The sequence below is a fragment of the Streptomyces rubellomurinus genome, assembly GCF_000961885.1.
GTDB classification, from domain to species: domain Bacteria; phylum Actinomycetota; class Actinomycetes; order Streptomycetales; family Streptomycetaceae; genus Kitasatospora; species Kitasatospora rubellomurina.
Genome location: NZ_JZKH01000050.1, coordinates 22,809 through 45,877, shown reverse-complemented (window position 1 = coordinate 45,877; position 23,069 = coordinate 22,809). Strand labels below are relative to the sequence as shown.

General features: G+C 73.0%; 20 protein-coding genes and 1 pseudogene. 8 read left to right on the top strand and 13 right to left on the bottom strand.

The genetic code is table 11. The features are described from left to right. Window positions 1-48: 48 nt before the first annotated feature. The 3 genes from VM95_RS23100 to VM95_RS23090 form a co-directional block, all read right to left on the bottom strand. Window positions 49-399, bottom strand: coding sequence for a tautomerase family protein (locus VM95_RS23100; RefSeq protein WP_045699958.1), 351 nt, complete (start codon window positions 397-399; stop codon window positions 49-51). A 148-nt stretch (window positions 400-547) separates the two neighbouring features. Next, window positions 548-940, bottom strand: coding sequence for a ribonuclease domain-containing protein (locus VM95_RS23095; protein WP_078860401.1), 393 nt, complete (start codon window positions 938-940; stop codon window positions 548-550). Between the two features lie 110 nt (window positions 941-1,050). Then, the gene (locus VM95_RS23090) at window positions 1,051-2,199 is read right to left on the bottom strand and encodes a DUF6183 family protein (RefSeq protein ID WP_157882172.1); all 1,149 of its coding nucleotides are present in this window, start codon (window positions 2,197-2,199) and stop codon (window positions 1,051-1,053) included. Window positions 2,200-2,328: 129 nt separating this feature from the next. Between VM95_RS23090 and VM95_RS23085 the strand changes: the two genes are divergently transcribed. Continuing rightward, window positions 2,329-2,982, top strand: coding sequence for a dihydrofolate reductase family protein (locus tag VM95_RS23085; RefSeq protein WP_045699957.1), 654 nt, complete (start codon window positions 2,329-2,331; stop codon window positions 2,980-2,982). A 119-nt stretch (window positions 2,983-3,101) separates the two neighbouring features. Here the strand turns inward: VM95_RS23085 and VM95_RS23080 are convergent, their stop codons facing one another. After that, window positions 3,102-3,983, bottom strand: coding sequence for a geranyl diphosphate 2-C-methyltransferase (locus tag VM95_RS23080; protein WP_107073060.1), 882 nt, complete (start codon window positions 3,981-3,983; stop codon window positions 3,102-3,104). Between the two features lie 64 nt (window positions 3,984-4,047). Beyond that, window positions 4,048-5,391: a family 2 encapsulin nanocompartment cargo protein terpene cyclase gene (locus VM95_RS23075; RefSeq protein WP_244178904.1), complete on the bottom strand. Its 1,344-nt coding sequence runs from the start codon at window positions 5,389-5,391 to the stop codon at window positions 4,048-4,050. A gap of 587 nt (window positions 5,392-5,978) precedes the next feature. Between VM95_RS23075 and VM95_RS23070 the strand changes: the two genes are divergently transcribed. The 3 genes and pseudogenes from VM95_RS23070 (at window position 5,979) to VM95_RS44565 (ending at window position 8,216) form a co-directional block, all read left to right on the top strand. Then, window positions 5,979-6,413 carry a terpene synthase family protein gene (locus VM95_RS23070; protein WP_045699956.1) on the top strand — a complete coding sequence of 145 codons (435 nt, stop codon included), beginning with the start codon at window positions 5,979-5,981 and terminating at the stop codon, window positions 6,411-6,413. Between the two features lie 198 nt (window positions 6,414-6,611). Beyond that, window positions 6,612-7,361: pseudogene (locus VM95_RS44570) on the top strand (SPFH domain-containing protein); the annotation flags it as partial. A gap of 87 nt (window positions 7,362-7,448) precedes the next feature. Next, window positions 7,449-8,216: a serine/threonine-protein kinase gene (locus VM95_RS44565; RefSeq protein ID WP_244178905.1), complete on the top strand. Its 768-nt coding sequence runs from the start codon at window positions 7,449-7,451 to the stop codon at window positions 8,214-8,216. A 243-nt stretch (window positions 8,217-8,459) separates the two neighbouring features. Here VM95_RS44565 and VM95_RS23060 read toward each other — a convergent pair whose 3' ends face one another. From VM95_RS23060 to VM95_RS41755, 3 genes are all read right to left on the bottom strand, one after another. Beyond that, a complete protein-coding gene (locus VM95_RS23060; RefSeq protein ID WP_045699954.1) occupies window positions 8,460-9,740 on the bottom strand; it encodes a PLP-dependent aminotransferase family protein in 1,281 nt (426 codons plus the stop codon). Window positions 9,741-9,899: 159 nt separating this feature from the next. Next, window positions 9,900-10,733, bottom strand: a complete 834-nt coding sequence (locus VM95_RS23055) for a 5'-3' exonuclease (RefSeq protein ID WP_052707512.1) — start codon at window positions 10,731-10,733, stop codon at window positions 9,900-9,902. Continuing rightward, entirely contained in the window at window positions 10,730-11,347 is a 618-nt protein-coding gene (locus VM95_RS41755; protein WP_045699953.1) for a hypothetical protein, read from the bottom strand. The genes VM95_RS23055 and VM95_RS41755 overlap by 4 nt, the downstream gene beginning before the upstream one ends. Window positions 11,348-11,450: 103 nt before the next feature. Here VM95_RS41755 and VM95_RS23045 point away from each other — a divergent pair, with 103 nt between their 5' ends. Further along, complete coding sequence (locus VM95_RS23045) at window positions 11,451-12,773, top strand: radical SAM protein (protein ID WP_045699952.1); 1,323 nt, start codon at window positions 11,451-11,453, stop codon at window positions 12,771-12,773. 51 nt (window positions 12,774-12,824) lie between these two features. Here the strand turns inward: VM95_RS23045 and VM95_RS23040 are convergent, their stop codons facing one another. Next, the gene (locus VM95_RS23040) at window positions 12,825-13,646 is read right to left on the bottom strand and encodes a thioesterase family protein (RefSeq protein WP_045699951.1); all 822 of its coding nucleotides are present in this window, start codon (window positions 13,644-13,646) and stop codon (window positions 12,825-12,827) included. A gap of 135 nt (window positions 13,647-13,781) precedes the next feature. Beyond that, on the bottom strand, window positions 13,782-14,789 hold the full coding sequence (sph, locus tag VM95_RS23035; protein WP_045699950.1) for a sphingomyelin phosphodiesterase: 1,008 nt from the start codon (window positions 14,787-14,789) through the stop codon (window positions 13,782-13,784). Window positions 14,790-15,072: 283 nt separating this feature from the next. Here sph and VM95_RS23030 point away from each other — a divergent pair, with 283 nt between their 5' ends. The 3 genes from VM95_RS23030 to VM95_RS23020 all read left to right on the top strand — a co-directional run bounded on the left by VM95_RS23030 (window position 15,073) and on the right by VM95_RS23020 (window position 17,914). Then, the gene (locus tag VM95_RS23030) at window positions 15,073-15,753 is read left to right on the top strand and encodes a hypothetical protein (RefSeq protein ID WP_045699949.1); all 681 of its coding nucleotides are present in this window, start codon (window positions 15,073-15,075) and stop codon (window positions 15,751-15,753) included. A gap of 57 nt (window positions 15,754-15,810) precedes the next feature. Next, window positions 15,811-16,380: a hypothetical protein gene (locus VM95_RS23025; RefSeq protein WP_045699948.1), complete on the top strand. Its 570-nt coding sequence runs from the start codon at window positions 15,811-15,813 to the stop codon at window positions 16,378-16,380. Window positions 16,381-16,639: 259 nt separating this feature from the next. Next, window positions 16,640-17,914 (top strand): hypothetical protein, encoded by a 1,275-nt coding sequence (locus tag VM95_RS23020; RefSeq protein WP_045699947.1) that lies wholly within the window; start codon window positions 16,640-16,642, stop codon window positions 17,912-17,914. Between the two features lie 79 nt (window positions 17,915-17,993). Here the strand turns inward: VM95_RS23020 and VM95_RS23015 are convergent, their stop codons facing one another. The 3 genes from VM95_RS23015 to VM95_RS23005 are packed head-to-tail and all read right to left on the bottom strand — an operon-like array spanning window position 17,994 to window position 23,069. Further along, complete coding sequence (locus VM95_RS23015; RefSeq protein ID WP_045699972.1) at window positions 17,994-18,725, bottom strand: ribonuclease H family protein; 732 nt, start codon at window positions 18,723-18,725, stop codon at window positions 17,994-17,996. A 43-nt stretch (window positions 18,726-18,768) separates the two neighbouring features. Next, on the bottom strand, window positions 18,769-21,018 hold the full coding sequence (locus VM95_RS23010) for an MGH1-like glycoside hydrolase domain-containing protein (RefSeq protein ID WP_045699946.1): 2,250 nt from the start codon (window positions 21,016-21,018) through the stop codon (window positions 18,769-18,771). After that, a complete protein-coding gene (locus VM95_RS23005; RefSeq protein ID WP_208615516.1) occupies window positions 21,015-23,069 on the bottom strand; it encodes a beta-galactosidase in 2,055 nt (684 codons plus the stop codon). Before VM95_RS23005 ends, VM95_RS23010 begins: the two co-directional genes overlap by 4 nt.

The window sequence follows — 23,069 nt, the reverse complement described above, 5'->3', positions numbered from 1 at the left end:
CGACGGCCGGGCGGGGACCGGGCGGGACGCCGCCCGGTCCCCGGTCGGTCACCGGCCGGGGTGGTGGACGAACCGGTAGGTGTCGCGGTCGAGTTCGGTGACCTGAACGCCGAGCGATGCCGGGACGGCGATCCGGGCCCGCAGCACGTCGAGCACCCCGGCGGTCAGCGCGGCGCGCTGTTCGACGGTCCGGCCGGCCAGGATCTTGACCTCGACCAGCACCACCGCCTCGCCGCTCGCGCCGTCGCCGGCCACGGCGTACGGGGCGGGGCGGAAGACGGTCTTGCAGTCCGCCACGGTGGTGTCGATCACCTCGACGATCGCCCGGGGCAGCTCGGCGGCCAGGGCCGCCCGGTCGAGGGCGAGTTCGGGCGAGTGGTCGATCAGGATCTGCGGCACGGGGGGCTCTTCCCGGGGGTTCGGACAGTACGACCGCCGACCCTACCCCGCCCGGGAACGGCAGCGGGCCCCGGCCGGGCGGGCCGGGGTCCGAGGGCCGGGGTCCGAGGGCGCAGCGACCTCAGCGGCCTCAGCAGCCTCAGCGGCCTCAGCAGCCGAAGTTGATCAGCCGGAACGTCGCGTAGTGGTCGCCGGTGTAGTAGTCCTCGTGGTACCGCTGGCCGGTGACGATCCGGCGGGTGCCGCGGGTCGGCGCGCCCGGGGTCACCACGGTGTACTCGTGGTAGTAGCCGGAGCGCTGGCTCGGCAGGACGCCCTCCTTGTTGGTGAACACCACGCCGTCCTGGCGGTACGGGAACGGCCCGCCGGAGGCGATCAGGTCGAGGGTGGTGTGCGCCTGCGCCGGGAGGGCGGACAGGCACACCGAGCCGCTGGTCGCGGCCTGCGCCTCGGTGGCGACGGCGAGCGGCGCGACGACGGCCAGGGCGAGGGCGGCGGTGACGGCGGCGCGGGTCTTCCACGCGCGTAGAGTTCTGGTCATGCCCACAGCATGGCGGCCGCCCCGGCCGGCCGGAAGGCACGTTCGGAGTCTTCACCTCCGGTCAACTCGCCGTACCGGCCGATGACTTGAACCGGTACGGCGAGGCCGCGTCAGCCGCCGTTGTAGTCGGTGGCGGCCAACACGGCGAGTCGGCGGCGGCCGGGACCGAGGGCCAGGACACCGAAGTCCATGAAGTCCTCGACCCACCAGTCGGTGGACACCCTGAAGCCGTACCAGGTGCAGTCCTCGACCCGCCGGATCACCTCCTCCGGCGGCGCGTCCGGGTCCGCGCCCGCGAGCGCGGCCATCGAGCGCCAGGCGGCCAGCCGTCCGTAGGCGCCGTGCCAGAACTCGTTCGGGTGCCCACCGCCGACCGACGCGGCGGCGAACAGGCGCTGCCAGACCTCCGTGGCCGCGGTCGGGACGACGATCGGCCGCATGCGGAGCCCGTCCAGGCAGTCCAGCGGCAGCTCCGCCAGCGTCCCGGGCAGCGCGTCCGGCGCGAGCTCCGCGTCGGCGAGGAACACCGCGGCCTCGATCCGCCCGTTGTGCCGCCGGGCCCACCGCCGCACGGCGGCGGTCAGGTCGGGGGCATCCTCGCCGATCTCGACCGGCACGGCGGCCGATGCGCCCGAGCCGGCCAGCGGTTCGCCCTCCGGCAGGCCGTACCCCACCCCGCCGGCCATCCCGCCGCGGAAGAACTTTGGCACCGCCGGCTCGCCCTCGAACGGGGCGAGCGTCCAGGGCAGCCAGGCCAGGGGGTGGTCGGCCCACTGCGGGGAGGCCTCCGCCCAGGCCACCGCCTCGCGCAGCCGGGCCACCGGCGCGCCGCGCAGCACCAGTTCGTGCACCAGGCAGGCCCGCAGCTCCTCCCGCACCCGCCGGGTGCGCCGGGCGCCCGGGTCGGCCACGAACACCGGCCCCAGCGCGGCGAGCGGCTGGTACTGGGCCAGCACGGCGGCGGCCACGCGCTCGGGCCGCCCGCCGCGCTCCCAGGCGCCCAGGCCCAGCGACAGCGCGCGCTCCACGTTCGCGCGGCCGGGGGTGGTGGTCACGTCCCAGCGGATCCGGTTGAACAGGAAATGGAGCTCGGCGTCGACCCATCCGGAGCCGTAGCGGGTGTGCAGCGCGAGGGCGAACTCCTCGAGGTACGCCGTGTCACCGCGCGCCAGGTGCGCGTCGAGGTGATCGCAGATGTCACCGAAGTAGTCCCGCCGCCCGGCCAGCCCGTCCACCAGCTGCTTGATCGTTTCTGCCACGACGGGTGAGCCTAGCCCTGCGCCCGATCTCGCCGACACCGATATCCGGTGCGTGACGCAGCGTCACGATGTCACACCCAGGCGTTAGCGTGGCCCCGCAACGACGTCCGAGCAGCAGGAGGTACCACCGTGTCCCTGGTCCGGGTCCACAACTTCTCGATCTCCCTCGACGGCTACGGCACCGGCGAGGGCCAGACCCTTGAGGAACCCTTCGGCCACGCCGGCCACCGCCTGCACGGCTGGTTCTTCGAGACCCGCACCTTCCGGCGGATGACCGGCCAGGCCGGTGGCGAGACGGGCGTGGACGACGCGCTGGCCCGCACCTGGGCCGACGGCATCGGCGCGGAGATCATGGGCCGCAACAAGTTCGGCCCGCAGCGCGGGCCCTGGGAGAACGAGGACTGGCAGGGCTGGTGGGGCGACAACCCGCCGTTCCACACGCCGGTCTTCGTGCTCACCCACCATCCGCGCCCCAGCCTGGAGATGGCGGGCGGCACGACCTTCCACTTCCTCGACGCCACGCCGGAGGAGGCGCTGCGGCGGGCCCGGGAGGCGGCCGGCGGCAAGGACGTCCGGATCGGCGGCGGCCCGAGGACCGTCCGGGCCTTCCTGGCGGCGGACCTGATCGACCACCTGCACGTGGCCGTGGTGCCGATCGTGCTCGGCCGGGGCGAGTCGCTCTGGGAGGGGCTGGAGGGCCTGGAGGAGCGCTTCGACACCGAGGTGGTGAGCAGCCCGAGCGGCATCACCCACCTCACCTTCACCAGGCGGCCGAGGAGCTGAGACCGAGGGAGGAAGCTCAGGGGGAACCCCGGGGGCACCCCGGGGGAACCTCCGGGGAACGGAGGCGGACGGCCTCCCCGCACCAGCGTGGGGAGGCCGCCCGGCGGGGGCGCGTCCGGTCAGACCCGGTCGGCCGCGATCAGCACGTACTGGAAGGAGCCGTCCTTGTACGACTCGATGAACGCCTCCTCGATGCCGGTGACCAGCGAGGTGGTGTTCCGCAGCTCCCAGTAGGGCAGGGTGTCCGGGGTGAGGTCGATGACGGCCTGCGGCACCAGGCGGTTGTCGGCCATCGCCCGCAGGTACTCGCGGCGGGAGTGGATGTTGCACTCGAAGTGCGCGTTGATCTGCGAGACCCACTTGGACGGCTGGCCGTACTTCGGGTTCCAGCAGCCGGTGATGGTGACGTACCGGCCGCCGACCGCGAGCACCCGGGAGTGCTCGGCGAACAGGTCGTGCAGGTCGACGTACATGCTGGACTCGTTGTTCCACGAGCCGGCGATGCTGCCGTTCGCCAGCGGCATGTCGAGCATGTTGGCGACCCGCGAGCGCACGAACTCGCCGATGCCCAGCTCGGCGGCGCGCTTGTTCCCGAACTCGGCCTGCTGGGTGGAGAGCGTCAGGCCCTCGACCTTGCAGCCGAAGCGCTGGTGGGCCATCACCATCGAGCCGCCACGCCCGCAGCCGGCGTCCAGCAGGGTGGAGTCGGGCCGGATGTCACCGAGGTGGTCGAGCAGCACGTCGGCCTGCGCCGACTCCAGGCGGTGCAGCTCGGCGATGACCTTCTTCTCGCGCTCGCTGTCGGCCGGGTCGCCGATCGCCGCCTGGTCGATCTCGCCGATGCCGTAGTGGTGGTGGTACAGACCGTCGACGTCACCGAGGCGCAGGTTGACCGGGCGCGCCTCGTGGTCCCAGTAGCGGGCGATGTCGCCCTGGTAGGGGGTCGCCGGGCCGGGGATCGCGGCGTCGGTGGCGGTGGTCAGATCGTCGGTCAGGGACATGTGGTCAACTCCAAGATTCTCAACAGTGGTTGCGGGACGAGGTAGCTGCCGCGACGCGAGGTCGTTACCAGAAGTCGGGCAGGCTGTAGCGGTGCGTGTTGGTCTGGTGCCAGTAGTGGTTGCCGTCGAGCCAGGCGGCCACGCCGCGCAGGAACCGCACGAGCGTCGGCACCGGGCAGGCGACGGCCAGCGCGGCGGACTCGGCCTCGAAGGCGTGCATCAGCTCGTTGTGGACCTCGACGGCCTTCAGGTAGCCCTCCTTGCGGGAGACGCCCTCGCGCTCGGAGATCACCACGGGCAGGTTCAGGTGCAGTCCGGGACTGGACAGCTCCTTGGTGTACGAGTACAGGTCGTTGACGATGGTGGTGGCGTTGCCGGCCAGTGCGATCACCCGCTGCAGGGCGGGCAGCGCGTGCAGTTCGGCGGGCAGCTCGTAGCCGCCCACCGTGTCGGTGATCGTCGGGCAGGGGCGGAAGTTGTTGAACTGGCGCATCGCCAGGTACTCCCACACCTCCGGGACGTGGTCGGTCTCGGACCAGGCGGCCTCGGCCAGGTACCCCAGGTGCAGCCGCGCCATGTCGTGCCGGAAGCGGTCCGCCTGGGACGGCGTGGAGGCGCGGACGAAGTAGTCCATCGCCGAGCGGTACGAGCGCCGGGCCGCGTCGGAGGAGAGCGAGGCCTCCCAGGCCGGGTGGTACTCCGGCGTGGTGTGCAGCGGGTCCAGCGCGGTGTGCGCGAGCAGCAGGCGGCTGCCCAGGCCGATCGGCGACCCGCCCAGGTCCTCGCAGTAGCAGTCGTCCACCGCGTTCTCGGCGACCATCAGCCGGGCCGCGAGCATCAGGTGGTCGACGCTGGGCGCGTCCGGATGGCAGGCCACCATGTAGCGCCCAGTGGAGAACCCGTCGAAGTCCTTCTCCCACTCCGGCGGGTAGAGCTCGATCTCGTCGATCGCCCAGGCCTTGATCTTCAGGCTGAGCGCCTCCACCCGCACCGGGTCGGGCTCGGCGATCGGGTGGTGGTACAGGCCGGGGATCGGGTCGCCGAGCCCGGGCTTGCCCCCGCGCGGCGCCTCGGCCGGGGCCGGGGCGAGGGTCGTGCCGAGCAGCGCGGACAGGCCGGGAACGTGCAGGCCGGGGACGGCCGGCCCGGGGACGGACGGCACCTCGACCTCGGGGGCCCGGACCTCGGGCGCCCGGACGTCCGGGACGTGGACCTCCGGGACGTGCACCTCCGGGGCCTTGATCGTCGGGGCCTGGATCTTCGGCGGCTCGACCTCGGGCACGACGGCCTCGGGCACCTCGGCCGCCGGGGCCTCCGCCGCCGCGGCAGGCGGAGGCGTCAACTGCAGCCCGGCGGTGCCCAGTCCACTGGGCCCGCGCAGGATCCGTTCCATGGCGGTGGCGTTCATGCGCCCACCCCCGCGGCGAGGACGTCCGCGGGCGGTGAGCCCGTTGTGGTGCGCAGGGGCATGGAGCCTCCTCTGAGAAGGATCGCAAGATATGACGGGTCATCACCCCGCCTGCCGCGAAGGGGAAATCCACACCTCGGACCCCGTCTCGCTCGGTCCCCCACCGTAGGCGCGAAAGCGCGTTCCGGATCGCAACGGACGATCTTCTACACCCGATCAGGTGAACGTTCCTGCCGACTGCGTGTGGACGCGCCCTTGTCATGCATCTGCGCGCCCCCTGTCCCGGCCTCACCGTTCGGCACCCGGGCCGGTGGGTCGTCGCCACGCACCGTCAACTTCACGCCCTCCCCCGTGTCCTGACCACTGGTGGCGCGTTGGGCCGGTCACGGCGGGGGCTGTTCGAATGCGGATCGCCCGTCGTCGGCGGTCCGACACCGGCCCGCCGCGGATACGAGCTTCCCGAGGGAACGCGCAGTGACGACGATGACGATGCCGGACTTCTCCATGCCGTGGCCCGCCCGCCTCAACCCCCATCTGGAGACGGCCCGCGCCCACAGCCTGCGCTGGGTCCGGGAGAGAGCCGCCCAGTGCGCCGCCTGCACGCCGCGGTGGCCGACTGGGCGGGCTGGTCCAACGACATCGTGTCGTACCAGCTCGACGTCGAGCACGAGGACGAAGTGCACAACGGCCTGATCGCGCTCCAGCGCTTCGCCGACTGTGACCTGCCCCGGGCCGTCGACGTGGTGAACGGCATCCTGACCGCTCGCCTGCGCGAGTTCGAGTCCATCCGCGACAACGAACTCCCGGCCCTGTCGGACGACATGCGGCTCTCGCCCGAGGACCGCGCGGCACTGACCGGCCACGTCCGGGCCTGGCAGGACTGGATCGCCGGGTGGCTCGCCTGGCACCTCCGGACGGGCCGCTACACGGACTTCCGCACCCAGTCCACCCTGCCCACCCTGCTGCGGCGCGGCCCGGTCGGCCTCGGCACCGCCGCCGCCCGGATCGGTGCGAGCGCGTAGCCCCCCGGCCCCCGGCGCCCGGCCACCCCCGTGAGGGGGGAGAAGTCGGCACCGTCTTGGACCGCACGGGAGTTGAGCCTCACCCCGGCCGGCCGGGCTATAGGCATCACGATGCGCGTCTGTCAGACTTCGGGCCCGGACACTGCCGGACGTCGTCCGGATCGCATGTCCGATGTGCTGACGGGCGAGGGGGCCGCAGTGGAGCCGGTACTCATCCTTCTCATCGCGCTGGTCGTAGCGCTGGCCCTGGCCCGACCGATCCGGGTGATCCCGCAGGCCCGCGCCGCGATCGTGGTGCGCTTCGGCCGCTACAGGCGCACGCTCAACGCCGGCCTGCGCCTCGTCATCCCGTTCATCGAACGCGTCCGCGCCCGGATCGACCTGCGCGAGCAGGTCGTGCCGTTCCCGCCGCAGCCGATGATCACCCGGGACAACCTGGTCGTCAACATCGACACGGTGGTCCACTACCAGGTCACCGACCCGCGGGCCGCCACCTACGCGGTCGCCGATTACGCCGAGGCGATCGAGCAGTTGACCGGCACCACGCTGCGCAACATCATCGGCTCGATGGACCTCGAAACCATCCTGGCCTCCCGCGAGGTCGTCAACACCGGCCTGCTCCGCGGCCTCAACGAGGCCACCGGCAGGTGGGGCGTCCGGGTCAACCGCGCCGAGCTCAGGACGGTCGAGCCGCCCACCTCCATCCAGGACTCGATGGAGAAGCAGATGCGCGCCGAGCGGGACAAGCGCGCCGCGATCCTCACCGCCGAGGGCCAGCGCCAGGCGCAGATCCTCAAGGCCGAGGGCGAGAAGCAGGCCGAGGTGCTCAGGGCCGAGGGCGAGGCGAGAGCGGCGGCGCTGCGCGCCGACGCGGGGGCGGTTGCGGGAGCCGTCGTCGGGGTGGACGGGGGAACACCGGCCGCGCCGCTGCTGCCCCCGCAGGCGTTGCTCGGGCCCAGCCATCAACCGTTGCGGGGGGACGACCCGCGCAGCATCGGCCGCTACCAGCTGACAGCTCGGCTGGGCGAGGGGGGTATGGGGACGGTCTTCCTCGGGCGTTCCGCCGGTGAGCGCCTGGTCGCGGTGAAGGTCATCAGGCCGGAGCTGGCCGCGGACACCGAGTTCCGACGGCGGTTCGGCCGTGAGATCGAGGCCGTGCGCCGGGTCGGTGGATTCCACACCGCGTCGGTGGTCGCCGCCGACCCGCAGGGCGATCCGCCCTGGCTGATCACCGAGTACATCCCCGGCCTGCCTCTGCACGAAGTCCTGAGGCATTTCGGTGCGTTGCCGAGTCGGAGTCTGCACACCCTGGCCGCCGGTGTCGCCGAGGCGCTGGAGGGGATCCATGCCTGCAACATCGTCCATCGCGACCTCAAGCCGAGCAACATCATCATCTCCGGCACCGGGCCTCGCGTCATCGACTTCGGCATTGCCCGGGCACTCGACGGCACCACGCTCACCGGTTCCGACCAGGTGATCGGCACGCGGGGATTCCTGGCCCCGGAGCAGTACATCGGAGGACCGGTCACGTTCGCCACGGACGTCTACGCCTTCGGCATGGTGCTGTGCCATGCCGGAGGGGCGGTGCCGCTGGACGACAGTGCGGTCTCGGAGTCCGTCCTCGGTCTGCTGCCGGCCCAACTGGCCGACCTGGTCGTCCGCTGTCTCGACCACGACCCCCACCGCCGTCCGACCCCTACCCAGATCGTCGAGCACCTCTCCCGAAGCCGCCCGCCCGCCGGCGACTGGCTGCCGCTCCCGGTGCGCACGCTGATCGACCTGCACAGCGCGCCCACCGGCTAGTGACCCGGCCCGGCGCCCACAGCCGGTCGACCGGGGCCGCGTGCGCGGGAGCGGGGTAAGGAGGAGAAGAATGGCCCCAGGCGCCGTGCGGGAACGGCGCAGCGTGTCGCTGCCAACCGAACCAGTCGACGACACTCCTCCGAACGCGGCGTGTCGCGCACCTCAGCCAGGGTGGCTCTGAATCTCGTTGCCCAGACCCGTGGCTCTCGCCCCCACTGCCCGACCGGCTCACAAAACACCTGCTCAATACAGCCTTGAGCGCTCCAGCTCGGCATGCAGCCGTTGCAGTCCCGTCGCCGTCCGTGCCGCGGACTCGGACAGGTTGACACGCAGGTTCCGGCCGGGGTGAAGAGCTGTCCAGGCGGCGGCGGTGCCGGCGTGGAGGACCGTGGGATTGAGCCGTAGCCCGTTCGCTCCACACCGGCGGACCCAGCCCAGGAAGTCCCCTTCATCGAGGCGCAGGCGAGGGAACGCCGAGTACCCCGCTGTTGGGGCCAGGCCGTCTGCGAAGGTGAGGGGGCTGTCCGCTTCGGTGAGCAGCACGCTGTTGCTGCGGAAGCGCCGGGCCATGCCGTCCAGGTGCGCTTGCACGCGGTGGGTCGTGGCGGTGTCAGGCAGAGGGGGCAGGCCATGGTCCTGGACGATCTGCTGTGCCATGTGGTGGCGCTTGTCGAGGTTCTCGGGCGGGCCGTTGACGGCATGCAGGAGGGCTGCGTAGAGGACCATCAGGAGCGAGGTCAGCGGGGCGCTGGTGGGGGCGCGGTCGAAGGCGTCCGCGGTCAGGTGCTGCTGCAGTGCCCGGTTGCGGGTGATGATCGCGGCGGCGCGCAGACCCGGCATCGCGAGGTCTTTCGAGGCGGTCATGATGACCGCGCTGCTGGTGAGGTCGAGGGCCCGCACCCGGGACTGGATCGCGGCTTCCAGGGCGAGGGGTTCGTGGTGGGCGCCAACTTGGAACACGAGGTCGAGGAGGGTGAAGTCCGGGCGGTCACCAGGTCGGTTGAAGAATGTGCCGGTGACGCCGTTGGGGAGAACCTCGACGAGGGCGGTTCGGTTGCGGAGCAGCGTGCGGTTGTGGTGGACGGCGCCGTCGTGACGGTAGTAGGCCGCGACGCGTGCGCCCCAGCGGCCCGCGGAGTGGTCGAAGCCGTAGTAGTTGGGGATGGGCAGGGTGAGGCTGTGGCCGGTGGCCGCGAGGTGGCAGATGGTCAGGCTGGCGGCTTCGGTGCCGCCTTGGAGGAAGGTGACGTCCTGCGCGGTCAGGGGGATGCCGAGCCGTGCCGAGGTGAGGTCGGCGAAGGCCGCCTTGGCGCCTCCTTTGAAAGGGTCACGGTATCGGGAGAGGTTGCCCTGGGCGGCCAGGCTGTGCAGCAGTGCGCCGAGGTGACGGCCGAGATCGGGCGATGGCGGGTAGAAGTTGCAGCCTTCGCCGATCTCGAACGCGTCTGCGGGGGATCCTGCGCGCAGGCGGGCGAACGCGGTGAGGCATTCCGCCTGTGCCGGTGCGGGGGTGATGCGGTGCATGGGACGGCCTTCGCGCGCCTGGTCCGGGGCGCTGGCCGGGCTTCTGCGGTGCAGACCTGGTGAGACTAGCGGACCGGGCCGGCGGGAGGCGGGTGTTCGGCTGCCGTACCGCCGGTGTCCGAGGGTCGTCGAATTCCCCCAGCACGGTGCCGGGCGCGGTCACCACAGCCGCAGCCTCTCCAGGAGGAGCGCCGCTCGGGGTAGGGCCGGAGTCGGTGTGCCGGTGAGGAGTTCGTCGGGCAGGTCGACCTTGTGGTCGAGGCGGATCATCTCGCGCCACCGCAGCGCGTCGGGCCACTGCTCGGCCCAGGTGGGCCGGAGCTCGTCGGCGGGGATCTGCTCGAGAGAGCGGCCCTCGCGCAGCAGGCGGGCGGCGGTCTTGGTGCCGATGCCGCGTACGCCGGCGATGTTGTCCGCGGGGTCGCCGGTCAGAGCCCGGTAGTCGGGCCACTGGGAGGCGCTCACGCTGTAGCGGGCCACGACATCGAGGCCCGTGCTGTACCGGCGGTGCTCGGCGAGCATGGTGTTCAGCAGGCGCACCTCGGTGTCGGCGAGGAGCTGCAGGAAGTCCTTGTCGCCGCTCATCACGTCCACGGGCCGGCCGTGGCGGCGGGCGAGGACGGTGAGGGTCGCGATGGCGTCGTCGCCCTCGCAGCCGTCCTGCTCGATCCATCGCACTCCGCTCTCGTCGAGGGCAGCCTTGACGTGGATCAGGGACTCCATCAGGCCCGGGTCCGGCTGCGCGGCGCGGTTGGCCTTGTAGGCGTCGTCCTGCTCGACGCGCTCCTGGGTCCCGTTCTCGGCGTCGAAGACCACGAAGACCTCATGGCCGGGAGCGTGCTGCAGCTGGGCCTTGCGCAGCAGCGCGGCGAAGCCGAACACGCCGGTGCGGTCGTGCTGCTTGTCCCGGCTGTGAATCCGCGCGGCGAACCCGTACCAGGCCCGGTACAGCAGGTGGTGGCCGTCGACGAGCAGCAGCGGCAGGGACGTCATCGCGCGGCCTCCAGGGGGTCGAGCTGGCTGGTGGTGGCCTGTGACCGCGGCTGACGGGCATCCGGAACCGGATGACCGGGGAGTCTACCGGCGCAGCCGCCGGCAGCCGGGAAGAACCGGGCAAGGAGCGCGGCGAGGTGCGCGGTGGCGTCCCGCTCGGCGACCACGCGGGCGTGCGCGGCCCGTCGCATCCGCTCCCGCTCCTCCTCCGGCAGGGCCAGGGCGCGGCGCAGAACTGGGAGGCCGCCGCCAGGTATCGGCTGGAAGAAAGCATCCCCCTCCATGGCGACGACGTTGTGATCGAATCGCCCAGCATCGACGAGCCGTAACCGTCCCCTGCCGAGCCGGGCCCGTGACTCCCGCACACCACCCGCGGGAGTCACCTCCCAATGCCGCTGCCCGTAGAGGTCGGCCGCTGTGCCCGGTTGCGCTGCTGTGACCCCGCCGGGCTGCGGCACGGTCGGCAGCGGCGCATGCACGATCGCGCCCTTGTTGGCCTCCGGGATCAGGCCGTACGCCAGCATCGTCGAGGCGTCGATCCGGCCCGGCGAGTCCGGGTCGGTCGGCATCCACGTCGGCCACTCCGGTTCCACGTCGGTGATGACGCCGCGCACGCGGGCCCGGTCGACCGGGCCCGCGTGCGCGGGGGCGGGGTAAGGAGGAGAAGAATGGCCCCAGGCGCCGTGCAGGAGCGGTGCCAGGAAGGAAGACCAGCGCATGGACAGCCAGGCCGGCAGCCGCACCGCACTCGTCGAGGACCTGATGGGCCGCTTCCCCGACGTCCCCCGGGAGGCGGTGATCAAGGAGGACCTGCTGCGCGGCGGCATGGCCTTCGACGAGTCCGCGCTCAGCGGCAGCACCGGCGCCGGGGGCGGCGAGGTCAAACCGAAGTCCTACTTCATCTTCTCCTTCGACCACCGCACCCTGCCCGAGCTGGGTGCGGCGGCGCTCAACCGCCCGCCGGAGGAGGTCGTGCTCACCGGCGGCCCGTACGGGCTGCGCCGCACGGTGGTGTCGGTGCGGGTCAACCCGGACTCGCCGTACCGGGTCGGCGCCGGCGACGACGGCACGCTGGGCCTCTACCTGGACGGCGTGCGGATCGCCGACGTGGGCCTGCCGCCGATGCCGGACTACTACCGGCACACCCTCGCCAACGGGAAGTCGGTGATGGAGGTCGCCCCGACCATCCAGTGGGGTTACCTGATCTACCTCACGGTGTTCCGGGTCTGCCAGTACTTCGGCGCCAAGGAGGAGTGCCAGTACTGCGACATCAACCACAACTGGCGCCAGCACAAGGCGGCCGGCCGCCCGTACACCGGGGTCAAGCCGGTCGAGGAGGTGCTGGAGGCGCTGGAGCTGATCGACAAGCACGACACCGCCCGCGCCTCCCAGGCCTACACCCTCACCGGCGGGGCGATCACCTCGCAGGTCGGCGGCCGGGACGAGGCGGACTTCTACGGGCAGTACGCGAAGGCGATCGAGGAGCGCTTCCCCGGCCGGTGGATCGGCAAGGTGGTCGCCCAGGCGCTGCCGCGCGCGGACGTCCAGCGCTTCCACGACTACGGCGTGCGGATCTACCACCCCAACTTCGAGGTGTGGGACAAGCGGCTGTTCGAGCTGTACTGCCCGGGCAAGGAGCGCTACGTCGGTCGCGACGAGTGGCACCGCCGCATCCTGGACTCCACCGAGGTGTTCGGCCCGGAGAACGTGATCCCCAACTTCGTGGCGGGCGTGGAGATGGCCGCGCCGCACGGCTTCACCACGGTGGACGAGGCGATCGCCTCCACCCAGGAGGGCCTGCGCTACTTCATGTCGCACGGGGTCGTGCCGCGCTTCACCACCTGGTGCCCGGAGCCGACCACCCCGCTCGGCAAGGCCAACCCGAACGGCGCGCCGCTGGAGTACCACATCCGGCTGCTGCAGGCCTACCGGGGGACGCTGGAGGAGTTCGGCCTCTCCTCCCCGCCCGGCTACGGGCCGGCCGGTCCGGGCAAGGCGGTGTTCTCGGTCAGCTCCTTCATGGACTCGCTGCCGGGCTAGCAGCCGTTCCGGTGGTCCCCCTGCGCGCCCGGGCAGGGGGACCGCTCGGGGTCAGCCGCCGTTCAGCGCGCGGACGGTGAGGATCTGCTCGGCCCGTCCGACCGGGCCGTCGACGTCGTGCAGCACGGTGCTGGTGACGCCGTGCCCGGCCGGGCCGAAGGTGACGGCGGTGTCCAGGCCGGTCCAGCGGCCGCCGGGGCGGCGGTGGAAGTGGATCGTCAGGTCGGTGTTCGGGAACATCCACACGGTGGGGTCCTGCCGGACGGCGATGCCGTTGGCGGTGTCCACCAGGGCGATGAAGGCGGCGTGCGGGCCGCACGGCTCCCCCGCGACCAGGTCGAGCGGGGTGGAGAGCCAGGCGGCGGCCCGTCCGGGGGCGGCCGAGCGGCGGCGGGCGTCGAGGGAGGCGATGTAGCCGCCGTTCCACTGGTCGGCCATCGCCCACGGCTCGAACTCCTCGGGCGCGGGCAGCGGCTGGTCGTGGGTGCCGGCGACGGCGGAGGTGTCGGACTCGGCGAGGTACCAGGCGCGGGCCCGGACCACCGCCCGGCCGGCGATCGTGAGCACGGCCTCGACCAGCTCGATGGTGCGGCCGGGGCGGACGGTCTCCACCGTGATCTCGCACTCGTCGAGGGCGATCAGGCCGAGTATGTCGTAGCTGATCCGGGCCAGCGCCAGGGCGTCATCGGGCCGGCCGCCCTCCGCCCGGCGGTCGGCCCGGTGGCGGTCGATCGCGTGGGCGATCAGACCGCCCACCGGGCTGAAGTGCTGCTCGTCGGTGTGCCAGGCGCCCTGCGCGTGCGCGGTGGGCTTGAAGTGCCGCTCGCCGGTGCGCTGGTAGTAGCTGTCGGGCTCGGCGGTGGGGGTGGACAACGGTGGTTCTCCTCGGGCCGGATCGCGGGGTGCCGGCGGGCGCCGTGTGACGGCCGGTGTCCGCGCTCAGGATCGTAGGCGGCCGAACGACCACGGGCGCTGTGAATCGCCCCACACCTTCGCCGCCGCTGCCCGCTACTGCGCCCGGCCCGCGACCAGCGGGTAGTGGTCGGAGAGGTCGGTGTAGGTGTAGCTCTTGCCCCAACTGCTCACCGTCCAGGGCGCGCTGTGCACCCGCAGGACGTGGTTGAGGTAGCTCTGCGGCCGGGCGTGGTCGGCGCGGTAGAGGACGTGGTCGAGGTCCTCCTTGGGCTCGCCCGGGTACCGGTAGGCGGCGATCGAGTTGTCGACGGTGTCGAAGGAGTACGGCCAGCCGGTGCGTGCCGAGGCCGGGGCGAGGTTGCCGTTGTCCAGCAGGGCCTGGAACTCGGTGCCGTGGGAGTCGATGTTGAGGTCCCCGGCGACCAGTACCGGTTCGGCGGCGGGGATCCGCTTGGCGTCCAGGAAGGCGCGCATCGCGGTGAGCTGCCTGGCCCGGATCGCGGCGGGCTGGCCGCTGGAGCAGCCGGAGTCGGTGGACTGCAGGTGGGTGCCGACGACGTGGGTGCGCACGCCGTTCACGTCGAGCACGGCGTAGGCGAAGCCCTTGTTGGAGAAGTAGTCCGAGCCGCAGGCGTCCTTGAAGACGTACTGCTCCTTGCGCAGGATCGGCCACTTGCTGAGCAGCATCACCCCGCCGTCCTCGGGGGTGGCGGCGCTGTAGCTGCCGGCGGTGGCGTCCCAGCCGCCGGTGGAGCGGCCGACCACGGGGGTGCGGTACGGGTAGGCGGCGGAGGCCCGGGCGGCGAGCGCGTCGGAGGCGGCGTTGTCGAAGGCCTCCTGCAGCACGACCACGTCGTGCCCCTGGAAGAAGTCGGCGGAGGCGATGGCCTGCGCGCGGTGGGCCTGGCCCCAGTTGGGGTAGAGCGAGGTGCTCATCAGGAAGGTGTTGTAGCTGAGCACGTCGAGCGGGGGCGCCGTCACCGGGGCGCTCTCGGCGGAGGCGGGGGCGGTGCCGAGCGCGGCGAGCACGGTGGCGGCGGCACCGATTGCGAGCGCCCGGCGCAGCGACAGCAGGCGCGGGGACGGCAGGGGCAGCGGCATGGGGGCTCCGTGGGGGTGTCGTGGGAAGGGATGTCATGGGATGTTGTGCATCCAACTTCGCGTCCGGCACGGCCCGCAAGACATCGGGCGAGCATCCGGTGAACTCGTCCGTAACAGCACGACCCGTCAGTGGCACGGGCCCCCTGGGCCCCGGCAGGACGCTCCCCCACGGCTCCGCCGGTCGAAGCGGTACCCGGCGTTCCGCTTGTCCCGGCCGACCGTCAGACTGTCGCGGGCGATACGCGCGGCACCCACCCACCCGCGGCACCGAAACGGGGACGGCATGGCAGGCAGACCGAACAAGAAGCGCAAGAGACCGCTCGCCGAGGGCGTCCCGCGCCCGCCGAAGCGGGTGAAGCGGACCCCCTGGGAGCCCGCGCCGCGGACCGTCCGCCGCACCGCGCTGCTGGTCGGGCTGCTGGCGCCGGTACTGATCGTCGGTCTGGCCGCGGTCGGCAGCAACCCGGACTACCAGGCGCCGTGCGCGATCCTCGCCGTGTTCGTGCTCATGGCGGCGCTGATCGGGACGCTGCTGGTGCGGGCCACCGGCTGGGTGCTCTGGCCCGCCGTGGCGCTCGGCCTGCTGATGCTGGCGCTGCCCGAGCAAGCGCTGCGCGCCCAGCTGATCGGGCACCGCGGGGTGCGGACCGAGGTGGTGGTCACCGCGGCGCACAGCTCGAAGTCCCGGTACGGGACGGTGAGCTGGTCCTGCCACATCCGCCGGGCGGACGGGCAGCCGCTGCCGCACGGGACGTTCAGCGGCGCCGGCTGCTCCTCGAACCTGTCGGTCGGGCAGAGCGTCCCGGTGATCGTCGACCCGTCCGGCTGGGTGCCGCCGGTGGGGATCGGCGAGGACACCTCCTTCAGCGGCGCCACGCTCTACGCCGTCCCCGGCTTCGCCGTGCTGTGGGCGGCGCTGGTCCTCGGCGCGGGCCGGCGCACCCTGCGGGAGCGGAAGGCCTGAACCGGATCCGGCCATCCCCCTTCTCCAGCCCAGGAGTTCGGGCGTAGTGTGCCTGCCGTGAACGAACTGGTCTATCGGGGGAAGGACCTGCTCCGCCCCTCCGTCTTCCTCACCGTGCTCGGCCTCCTGCTCGTGGAGGCCCTGGTCGCCGGCCTCAAATTCGGCCCGGTGGGCGTCGCCTGGGCGGTGGGCCTCACCGTGGCGATCCTCGCGCCCTCCTTCTTCTACACCTACCGCAGCTGGAGTTCGGTCGGCCCGGCCGGCATCACCATCTGCTGGGGCGGCGGCAAGGGCCGCACCTACCCGTGGCACGAGATCCGCTGGATCGACGTCCGGGAGACCAAGAACCGGGGCAACACCTCCTACGCCGTCCGCTTCTACGTCACGGGCGGCCGGCGCCGGACGCTGCCCGGGCTGATGCACAGCCCGGTCTACCCGAACCCGGACTTCGGCGCCCACTTCCAACGGGTCGTCCAGTGGTGGGAGTTCAGCACCGACCCGGCCGTCCGCGTCCAGCCGCCGCGCACACTGCGGGACAAGGTGTCGCCGCAGGCGCTCGGCGCGCTGCTGGCCGTGCTCATCGTCGTGGGGGTGACCCTCGGCGTGGTGCTGTCGCACAGCGGCTGAGCCGCGGCGACACGGACCCGGGGACGGGCGGGGGCGGGGACGGGCGCGGGGGCGCGGGGGGCCGTGCGCGGCACCCGCCCGTCGCGGTTAAAGCCTCCGTCAAAAATGCCTGTCACACCTTGTTGCTAGTGTGATCACATGTGTAGGCGCCGCGGCGCCGCACGCCACCGGGGAGGGAACGGCCCGGCCGTCGCGACCGGACCCGATTCACACAGGAGTCACCATCAACACCGCCATTCGCACGTCCGCCCGTCGCGCCGTGCCCGTCGTCGCCATCGCGGCGATGCTCGCCGCCGGCGTCACCGCCTGCGGCACCGCCAAGGAGCTGAGCGCCCAGGAGAAGGCCGCCAAGGCCTTCAACAAGGTCGGCGACAGCAAGACCGCCGCCATCACCTTCTCCATCGACGCCACGGCCGACCAGATCATGGACTTCGCCAAGGCCACGGACGACACCACGGAGCGGAAGGCCGCCGAGGCCATGTCCGGGCTGAAGATCGCGGTCGCGGTCTCCGCCGACAAGCCGCTCAAGGACGTCGAGGCGTTCAAGCAGGCCCAGGGCTCCGCGCCGGCCAAGGACTACACGCCCGACAAGTCGCTGCGCCTCGCCTACACGCTGTCCGACCGCAAGGGCACCCAGCTGCTGGAGTTCCGCGAGGTCGACGCCAAGGCGTACCTGCACCTGGACGTCAAGGCCCTGGCCAAGCTGACCGGTCAGGACCCGGCCGAGATCGACCAGGCCACCAAGGACCTGCCCGCCGACCTGACCGCGGTGCGCAACGTCCTGGCTGGCAAGTGGGTCTCCTTCGACATGCAGGAGTTCGCCGACGCGGCCAAGAAGGCGGACGGCGCCAAGGGCACCGCCGGCGCCCCGGCCGCCAAGCCCACCGCCGACCCGCAGGCCGCCAAGGACCTGTACAACTCGCTGAAGGACGTCTTCCAGCGGACCGTCACCATCGAGGACAAGGGCAAGAAGGACGGCGCCGACCACCTGTGGATCAGCGCGCCGGCCCGCCAGGTCGTCGACGAGGTGTTCAAGGCGGTCAAGCCGCTGTCCGACAAGTTCCCGAAGGAGTTCGGCAAGTTCCCGACCTCGGCGCCGTCCAAGGGCGTGCCCGAGGGCAAGGTCGGCGTCGACGTCTACCTCAAGAACGGCGCGTTCTCCTCCGCGACCTTCGACGTCGCCCAGCTGAACGAGAAGGTCGGCCCGGGCATCGTCTTCCCGGTGAAGCTCACCTACGACCAGTCCGCCCCGGCCGTCGAGGCCCCGGCCGACGCCGCCAAGGTCAGCATCGAGGAGCTGCAGAACACCGCGATGCAGCTCGTGATGGCGGGCGCCAAGGGCCCGGGCGGCATGGGCGGCCCCGGCGGCATGGGCGGCGAGGACCCGGCCGGCGCCACCCCGGCCGCGCCGCTGACCGACGCCCAGCTCAAGGAGCTGGCCGCGGCCGGCGTCCCGGCGGAGCAGGCGCAGATGTACAACAAGTTCGGCCTGACCTTCGAGGACATCAAGGACCTGGCCTCCAAGGGCGCCTGATCCCCGTCCCCCTCGGTCCCTTCCGGCCGGCCGCGCCTCCCGCGCGGCCGGCCGGAGCCCGTTCAGGACTCCCGTGGGCTCAGGCGTGGGCCGCGGCGCACTCCGGGTGGCCCCAGCTGGCGCCCACCTTGGTGATCTTGTCGCCCTTGGCGTACGGGCGGGAGCACGGGCAGGTGCCGGGGAAGCGGGCGGCGAGCGTCCGGGTGCCGCCGCTCCTGGAGGACGACGCGGACGAGGACGACGAGGACGACTTCGCCGTCGAGGCGGTCCTCGTGGCGGTCTTCGCGGCCGGCCGGGTGGCCCGGCGGGCGGCGGCCGGGGCCGGGTCGGGCACCGGCAGGTCGGCGGCGGTGCCGCCCGCGGACCGCTGGGTGCGGGCGGCGTCGCTGGCGGCCTTGTCGGCGATGGCGTTCAGCGGGTCGCCGTCGACCTGGTGGGCGGGCACGTACACGAAGGTGACGTCCCGGCCCTCCAGCAGCGCGTCGATCCCCTGGATCAGCTCCTGGTTGGCGACCGGCTTGCCCGCCGCCGTCTTCCAGCCGTTGCGCTTCCAGCCCTTGAGCCACTTGGTGACCGAGTCACGGGTGTAGGTGCTGTCCAGCCGGACCTCCAGCGGCACGGCCGGGTCCGTGTCGGCCAGCAGCTCCCGCAGCGCCGTCAGTTCGCCGACGTTGTTGGTGCTGTGCCCGAGCGCGCCGGAGCGCCAGCGCTGGGGCGCCCCGGCACCGTCCGCGACCACGTAGGCCCAGGCCGCCGGGCCCGGGTTGCCCTTGGCTGCTCCGTCACACGCTGCAATGACTCGTTCGACCATGCCCCCGATCATGCCTGGCCGAGCGGCCGGGAGCCAAAGTCGCTCACTCCCGGGGCTCCCGGAGCAGCGGCAGCAGCAGGGCCGCCGACCAGCTGAAGTTCGTCGAGTTCCGTCCTTCGCCGGTCAGCGGCTGGTAGTTCTCGCGCACCGGGCCGGTGCCGGTGAGGCCCTGCGCGGCGGTCAGCAGCCGCTCGACCGTGCGGCGGGCGTCCTGGTGCCAGCCGTACCGGCGCAGGCCCTCGACGGCGAAGTAGGTCTGGTCGAGCCAGGCCAGGCCGCGCCAGTACCCGACCGGGTCGAAGGAGGCGCAGCTGCGGGCGACGGTCGGGAAGGGCATCGGGGTGCCGAACTCGGCCGGGTCGAGCAGCAGCCGGCGCACCGTGCGGGCCTGGGCGGGGGTGGCGGTGCCGGACCACAGCGGGATCACGCCCTCGATGCCGCGGCCGCGGGCGGTCAGCCGGGTGACGGTGGCGAGGTCGGTGTCGTGGAACCAGCCGCCCGCCGGGTCGTACATGGTGCCGCGGATCGCGGCGTCGATCCGGTCGGCACCGGCGCGCAGCCGGTCGGCGGCGGGGTGGTCGCCGAGTTCGGCGGCGATCAGGGCGAGGTGGCGGTGGTCGGCGGCCAGGTAGGCGTTGAGGTCGACGGAGCGCTGGGTGAGCGACCAGCCGAGCAGGGTGCCGGCCGCGTCCCGGTTGGGGACGACGGTGGTGCCGAGGGCGGCGTCGAAGCGCGGGGCGTTGTCCATGCCGGACTCCCAGGCGGCGGCCTGGCGGCAGTCCTCGGGGGTGCCGTTGGCCGGGTCGAGGGTGGCGCCGTACTGGCACAGGCCCTCGCCGTGGTGGTCCCGGGTGCGGTACCACCAGGCCTGGTAGGCGGTGAGCTTGGGCAGCAGCTCGCGCAGGAAGGCGCGGTCGCCGGTGCGCCGGTAGACCTCCCAGACGGCCCAGGCGGCCAGCGGGGGCTTGGAGTTGCGCTCGTTCCAGTTGCCGCCGCCGGTGCTCGGGTCGTTGTAGAAGACGCAGTCGGGGACCATGCCGGCGTCCTGGGGGCGTTCGGCGGAGCCGGCCGGGACCTGGTGGTCGAAGACGGCGCGGATCTGGTCGGCGGCCAGCGCGGGGGCGAAGACGGCGGTGCCGACCGCCTGCTTCCAGGTGTCCCAGGCCCAGACGCCGCTGAACCACTTGTTGGAGAGGCTGGGGGTGACGGCGTCGTGCCGGATCCGGCCGGCCGGGCTGCGCCAGTTGGTGACCAGGGTCTGCACGCACTTGACGGCGGTGCGGCGGCGCTCGGCCGGGACGCCGTCCGTCGCCCGGGCGAGGTAGCCGGCCCAGCGGGCCGCGCCGGCCGCCGCGACCGCGTTCGGGGCGCGCAGGGCGGCCTCCGACTCGGCGGCGGCGCGGGTGCGGTCGGCCTCGGTGAAGGTGTAGCTCTCGGTCCAGTGCAGGCTGCGGGCGCGGCCGGGGGCGAGCCGGACGGGCTCGGCGAGTTCGGTGCGGTGGGCGTCGCCGCCGGCGTCGAGCACGACCCGGACGGGCTGGGCGTGGCGGACGGTGAAGCGTTCGGTGCCGTCGGTGAGGTAGTCCCAGGTCTGCCGGACGCGGGCGAAGCGGACCTCGATGCCGTGCTCGGCGGCGGTCAGCCGCGGGGCGTCGTGCTGCGGGCCGGCGGCGGGGCGCAGCAGGGTGCCGGTCCAGGCGGCGCCCAGGGTGCGGTGGGTGGGGCCGGCGTTGGCGAGGCGGGCGTGCAGGAGGGCGGTGCGGTTTCCGGCGTAGCGCAGTTCCAGGGTGAGGGTGAGGCCGGTGCCGAGGTCGAGGCGCTGGCGGAGCAGGCCGGGCAGCGCGGTGAGCTGAAGGACGGTGGGGTCGAGGGGGCGGTCCTGTTCGGTGAGGTGGAGGCGGGTGAGGCCGTCGCTGAGCCACCAGGGGTACTCCTGGGCGAGGTGGAGCGGGCCGGTGAAGCCGCCGAGCGGGTCGTCGGGGCGGGGCAGGGCGTAGGCGTGCCAGGCGCCGAGGTCGGCGAAGACGGTGATCGGGTTGGTGCCGCTCGGGTCGCCGGGGTAGGCCTGGGCGGGGGTGCCGTGCAGGTCGAGGACGTCGGGGTACTGGTCGGCCGTCGCGTTCCCGGCTGTCGCGTTCTCGGCCGTCGCGTTCCCGGCCGTTTCGTTCCCGGCCGTCGTGCTCCCGGCCGCGGGTGGTTCGTCCGCACGGGCGGCGGCGGGCGCCGCGAGGACGGCGGTCGCGGTCGCGGTGGCCGTGGCGGTGAGGAAGTGGCGGCGGGTCAGCGGGGTCACGGGCGCTCCTCGGTGGGCGGGGTGCGGAGGACGGCCGCGCCGAGCGGGGCGAGGGTGACGGCCCCGGCGGCTTCGGCGCCGGTGAGCAGGTCGGTGCCGGTCAGCGGGCGTGTGCCGGTCCGGTCGAGCGGCACGCGCCGTTCGGCCGGCGTGTGGTTGAGCAGGAAGAGGTAGCCGGTGCCGTCCGCGCCGTACCGGCGGGTGGCCTCGACGCCGTCCGGCAGGTCGGGGAGTTCGGCGCGCACCCCGGCTTCGGCGAGCGGGAGGTCGAGGACCCGGCCGGTGTCGGTACCGAGGTGGCAGCTCAGGTACCAGGCGCTGCCGGCGCCGTGCCGGTGCCGGGTGACGGCGGGGCGGCCGGCCAGTTCGCCGTCCGTGTAGCGGGCGACGGTCGCGGCGCCCTCGGTCTCGATCCACTCGCTCCAGCGTTCGGCGCGCAGGGCGGTGCCGTCGAGGTCGACGGCGGTGGTGGCGCCGTCCGGGATCGGCCAGTGCTCGTCGACGACGACGCCGAGCAGGTCGCGCAGCGGGCCGGGGTGGCCGCCGGGGTGGACGTGGTCGTGCCGGTCGGTGATGCCGCTGAAGGGGCCGCAGACCAGCCGGCCGCCGGCCCGGACGTACCGGTGGAGCCGGTCGGCAGTGGCGGTGTCGAGCAGGTAGAGGTTGGGGGCGAGCAGCAGCGGGTAGCCGTCGAGTTCGCCGGTGGGCGGGACGAAGTCGACGGTGATGCCGCGCTCGTACAGGGCCGCGTACCAGGGCCGGAGCAGGTCGGTCCAGCGCATCCGGGCGGAGGGGTGGTCGTCGAGTTCGAGCGCCCACCAGCTGTCCCAGTCGAGCAGGACGGCCGCCTGCCCGCGCAGCCGGCTGCCGGCGATCTCGCCGAGGCGGCGCAGTTCGGCGCCGAGGGCGACGGTCGTGCGCCAGCCGCGCGCGGCGGTGCCGCGGTGCGGGAGCATCGCGCTGTGGAACTTCTCGGCGCCGGCCGCGGAGGCGCGCCACTGGAAGTGCAGGACGCCGTCCGCGCCGCGGGCGAGGGCCTGGAGGGACCAGAGCCGGTGGAGGGCGGGCGGTTTGGGGACGTTGACCGGGCGCCAGCTGACGGCGGAGGGGGCCTGTTCCATCAGCAGCCAGGGCCGGCCGGCCTTGAGGGAGCGCATCAGGTCGTAGGTCAGGGCGGCGTGGACGTGGGCGTTCGGGTCGGCCGGGTCGGGGTAGGCGTCGTCGGAGACGAGGTCCTCGTGCCGGCTCCACTCCCAGTAGTCGAGCGCCTTGAGCATCGACATGAAGTTGGTGGTGACGGGTACGCCGGGCGAGAGTTCGTCGAGGACGGCCTTCTCGGCGCGGTAGAGGGCGAGCAGCGCGTCGGAGCAGAACCGGCGCCAGTCGAGCAGCTGGGTGGGGTTGACCGGGCCGGGGGCGGTGCGCGGCGGCTCGACCTGGTCGAAGGAGGTGTAGCGCTGGGACCAGAAGGCGGTGCCCCAGGAGCGGTTCAACTCGTCGACGTCGCCGTGGCGTCGGCGCAGCCACCCGCGGAAGTCGGCGGCCGAGGCGGGGCAGAAGCACTCCTGCACGTGGTCGCCGTACTCGTTGTGGACGTGCCACAGGGCGAGTGCGGGGTGGTCGCGGTAGCGTTCGGCGAGCGCCCGGACGAGCCGGACGGCGGCGGCCCGGTAGGCCGTCGAGGAGGGGCAGTAGTGCTGGCGGGAGCCGAACTCCAGCCGGACGCCGTCCGCGGTGACGGGCAGCACCTCGGGGTGGGCGCGGACCAGCCAGGCGGGCGGCGAGGCGGTGGCGGTGGCCAGGTCGACGGCGATGCCGTGGGCGTGGACGAGGTCGAGCAGCCGGTCGAGCCAGCCGAAGTCCCAGTGGCGGGCGTCGGGTTGGAGCTGGGCCCAGGAGAAGACGCCGACCGTGACCAGGTTGACCCCGGCGGCGGCCATCAGCTCGACGTCCTCGGCCCACACCTTCTCGGGCCACTGCTCGGGGTTCCAGTCGCCGCCGTACAGCAGCCCGGGCACCCGGGTGGGTCCGGTCCCGTGGTTCTCGGTCAT